Source organism: Candidatus Obscuribacterales bacterium (genome assembly GCA_036703605.1).
Lineage (GTDB): Bacteria > Cyanobacteriota > Cyanobacteriia > RECH01 > RECH01 > RECH01.
This window is the reverse complement of sequence record DATNRH010001025.1, coordinates 1-3,795: the sequence shown is the minus strand read 5'-3', so window position 1 is coordinate 3,795 and position 3,795 is coordinate 1. Positions and strand designations below refer to the sequence as shown.

Below are 3,795 nucleotides of genomic sequence, written 5' to 3'. Positions count from 1 at the left end.
AACCCCGGCTATGTGCGCGAGGGGGTCGGCGGTGATGGCACGGGAGCCGGCAGTGGTGACAATTTGGATGGTCCTGGCGAACTGGATAGTGATTTCTACTACGGGTTTAATACCCGCATGAACCAAAATTTGCGGGGTAGCCTAGAGAGCCAAGTGGTGATGCGAGTGCGATCGCAAGCGCCGGGTTTTTGGCGAGTGTTGTCGTTTGACCACAACACCGGCCAGGGCTGGGAGGTGTCTCGCAATGACGAAGCAGATATCCAAATTCTGCGGCGACCGTCGTGGAGCTATCGGTTTATCATGCCGCCGACCTTCAGGGCCCTGACCTCTGCTACAAGTCGGGAGGTGGTGCAGTCCTACACAGTGGTGAGCGAACTGCCCAACTTGATTCCCACGATGTATTCCCCTCGCCATGTCTATTTTCCCACGCGGGAAATTGCGGTGGATGCGGAGAACAGCCTGCGATCGCCGGTGGGCTTGGGTGAAGGATTAACCTATACGGTGGTCTCAGACGTACCCTATCGCGATCGCACGCGTCTGCAGCAAGCCTCCACGGACTATCCTAACCGCATTCGCAATTATTATTTTGAGGTACCGGAAGCGATCGCCCCCGAGCTTCGCGACTATACCCAGGGCATCCTAGATAGTGCTCCCTCACCGATCACCGCGCCCTATGAGCAGGCCCTCTATCTATCCCAATACCTTAAGCAAAACTATACGATCCAGCCGGATTTACCCTTTTTAGAGGAGGGTGAAGATCTAGCCGAAGCTTTCTTGTTTAAGTATGGCGGTGGCTATCCCGATCACTTCTCCACGGTGCTGACGCTGATGCTGCGGTCGATTGATGTACCGGCTCGGCTGACGGTGGGGTTCAATCCGGGTGAATTTAATCCCTTCACCGGGTTTTATGTGGTGCGCAATACCGATGCCCATGCGATCACCGAAATCTACACCGAATATGGCTGGTTTGGCTTCAACCCCATTCCCGGCTATGAGCTGCTGCCTCCCTCGGTAGAACAAACAGAAACCTTCAGTGTCCTGCAACAGCTTTGGCAGTGGGTCGCCGGCTGGCTGCCGTCGCCGGTAACCGGCTTCATCAATACAGTGATGGATGCGATCGCCAACTTTTTCAACCGCATCATCGGTTTCTTCGCCGATCTCTTTAGCCGAGGCTGGGCAGGAACGCTGCTGGCTCTGGTCATCCTCACCGGTCTCGGCTTTTTGGGCTGGCTGGGCTGGTCGGGGCTCCGCTCCTGGCGCTATCGGCAATGGGTGCGCGGCCTGCCACCTATGGAAGCTATCTATCAACAAATGCTACAGGTCTTGGCAGAGCAAGGCTTTCCTAAGCCACCGGCCCAAACGCCACTGGAATATGCCCGGATGGCCCAAGCCCATCACCCTGAGCCCCGAGCCACGGCAATTCAAGCGATTTCCGATGCCTATGTGCAATGGCGCTACGGTCGGCGTGATCCCAATGTGTCGCAGGTGCAGCAATGGCTGAAAACCATCCAAACTCGGCAACGGCGAGCCCGGTCGGTCAGCACAGTTGGAGTACGTCAAGAGTCGAGATAAAGCCTAGGATTCATCAGGAAGCTGTAGATGCTACCTAGATGGGGTGATAATTTGTGAGCAAAACTAGCAATCTCCGGGATTGCACGAAGCAAGAATTTTGCTAGTCTCTGGGAGACTGATTGGCCTTAACTCTAAATAAGCCATTCAGGCTAGACCCCTTTCTCAAGCTTCTATGCCTACTCCTTTAGCTACGTTCACCGCTGCCCAACGTGAAGCAGCGATCGCTTCTCCACCGATTACGATCGCTGCTGACGCTACCGTTCAGGAGGCGATCGCGATCATGAGTGCGGCGTTATCCCAGCCGCCTATCGATGGTCAAGACAGACTATACCAAGATGCGCGGGCAAGCTGTTTGCTGGTTGTTGACCATGGGCAATTACTCGGTAGCTTTAGCGACCGCGATGTGGTTCACCTCGTGGCTACTCAGCCCTCCGCCTTGAGAACCCTATTGATCCGCGACGTGATCACAGAACCTCAATGGTTGCGCTACTCAGACTTGACGGATTTAACCGTCGCCGAAACCCAGCTTCAGCAGTCAGGCAATCGCCATGTCTGGGTGGTGGATGATGCCGGACAGGCGATCGGCGTGATCACCCATGACACCCTCCAAGCTGCCCTGAAACTTACACCCCAATCGATCTCAGTTCCCCTAACCCAGACTGCAGATCTCCAAGAGCCTGAATACCTTCGCTATAATTTGGCGCTTCTTGAACATATTCTCGACACCGTTTTAGCCGGCTATTGGGACTGGGATCTGGTGAATAACCAGGAATATTGGAGTCGGGGCTGCAAAAAGATGTTGGGCTATGAAGCCCATGAACTGACGGCTGCCGAGAGTTGGAAGACCGTCATCGTTCCTGATGATCTACCCATGGTTCTTGAAGCCTTTCAGCGTCATCTTGAAAGCCAAGGAGAGATTCCTTTTCAGGTTGAAGTGCGCTATCGTCACAAAGATGGCTCCACAGTGTGGATTTTTTGCTCAGGACAGATTATTGAATGGAGTAATCCAACAACACCTCGCCGGATGCTTGGCTGCCATGTCAATATTACTCAACGTAAGTTGACTGAGGAGCAACTTCAGAAAAATAAGGAAGAACTAGAGCGTTTTTTTAGCGTTGCCCTAGATTTACTCTGTATTGCAGATAGTGGTGGAACGTTCCGTCGGATGAATCAGATCTGGGAGGCGGTTCTGGGCTACAGTGTCGATGAGCTAGAGGGACGATCCTATCTAGATTTCTTGCATCCAGATGATTTGGAGATAACACGTCAAGCGCTCGCTGACCTCAAGCAGCAAAAGATGGTGCGTGGCCTGGTAAATCGCTATCACTGCAAAGATGGTAGCTATCGTTATCTAGAATGGTACGCCCAACCCTACGATGATCTACTCTACTGTGCTGCCCGTGATATTACAAAACGTCAGCAGGTAGAAGAACGGTTACGCAAGAGTGATGCCCACCTACAAGCTGCTCAACGCATTGCTAAACTAGGCAGTTGGGAGTTTGATATCAAAACAGAGGCGATCTACTGGTCGGACGAAGTATTTCGGATTTTTGGCCGAGATCCAGCGGCGGGTATGCCAACCTTTGATGAATTACAGAGGCTTTATCATCCTGAGGATCAGCTCTATCATAACCAAACCGTTCAGCGCGGTCTTGAAACAGGACAGCCCTACGATTTAGAATGCCGAGCCTATCGCCCAGATGGCACCTTGGTCTATATTCAAGCCAGAGGAGAACCGGTTTTTGATAGCACAGGACAGCTTGTGCAGTTGGTGGGTACGATCTTGGACATTACCGATCGCAAGCAGGCTGAGCTGACGTTGCAGCAAACAACCGCTCAACTAGCAGCCTCCAATCAAGAACTTGAAGCCTTTGCCTATTCCGTATCCCACGATTTGCGATCGCCCCTACGTGCCATTGATGGCTTCAGTCGAGCGTTAATCGAAGACTATGGGGAGTATTTAGATGATCAAGGGCGAGACTATTTTGATCGCATCCGCCGTAATATTCAACGTATGGGCATGCTGATTGATGACCTGCTGCGGTTATCTCGGGTTTCTCGATCAGAGATGCACTATGTTACGGTCAACTTGAGTACTTTAGTGTTAGAACAGGTGAGTGAGCTGCAGGTGTCTGAACCAAACCGACAGGTTGACGTTGTGGTAGCTCCAGACGTGCTTGTTTCTGCTGATGCAACCCTGATGCGTGTCGTCATCAGTAACCT

At 52.4% G+C, this 3,795-nt stretch carries 2 protein-coding genes; both read left to right on the top strand.

All coding sequences use genetic code 11. From position 1 onward, the window contains the following. Positions 1-1,572 (top strand): DUF4129 domain-containing transglutaminase family protein (locus tag V6D20_20975; GenBank protein ID HEY9818254.1); only part of this gene is annotated, 1,572 nt, incomplete at its 5' end. Between the two features lie 172 nt (positions 1,573-1,744). Beyond that, a partial coding sequence (locus tag V6D20_20970) for a PAS domain-containing protein (protein HEY9818253.1) occupies positions 1,745-3,795 on the top strand: 2,051 nt, incomplete at its 3' end.